This window comes from Planctomonas deserti, from assembly GCF_003067705.1.
In the GTDB taxonomy this organism is placed as follows: domain Bacteria; phylum Actinomycetota; class Actinomycetes; order Actinomycetales; family Microbacteriaceae; genus Planctomonas; species Planctomonas deserti.
In genome coordinates, this window is the sequence record NZ_QANL01000209.1 from 1 (window position 1) to 519 (window position 519).

Consider the following 519-nt stretch of genomic DNA (forward strand, 5'->3'; position numbering starts at 1 on the left):
GTGGTTGTTGTCCCAGAAGCAGACCAGCTTGTGCAGGCCCCAGGTCCCAGCCAGCGATGCCGCTTCATGCGACACGCCTTCCATCAGGCAGCCATCGCCCATGAACACCCAGGTGCGGTGGTCGACCACTTCCAGCTCCGGGCGGTTGAAGCGCTGAGCCAGCAGCTTCTCGGCCAGGGCGAAGCCCACGGCGTTGGCAAAACCCTGGCCCAGCGGGCCGGTGGTGGTTTCCACGCCCGGGGTCTCGTGGCGTTCCGGGTGACCGGCGGTGTGGCTGCCCAGCTGGCGGAACAGCTTCAGCTGCTCGATCGGCAGGTCGTAACCGCTCAGGTGCAGCAGCGCGTACTGCAGCATCGAACCGTGGCCGTTGGACAGCACGAAACGGTCGCGGTTGAACCAGTGCGGATTGCTCGGGTTATGGCGGAGGTAGTCGTTCCAGAGGACTTCGGCGATGTCGGCCATGCCCATGGGCATGCCGGGGTGGCCGGACTTTGCGGTTTCAACCGCATCGGCGGCAAG

The 519-nt window shown here is 65.7% G+C and carries 1 protein-coding gene; it reads right to left on the reverse strand.

The window, feature by feature from the left end; all coding sequences use genetic code 11:
- On the reverse strand, positions 1-519 hold a 519-nt coding region (locus tag DAI20_RS20310), incomplete at both ends, for a thiamine pyrophosphate-binding protein (RefSeq protein ID WP_497802658.1).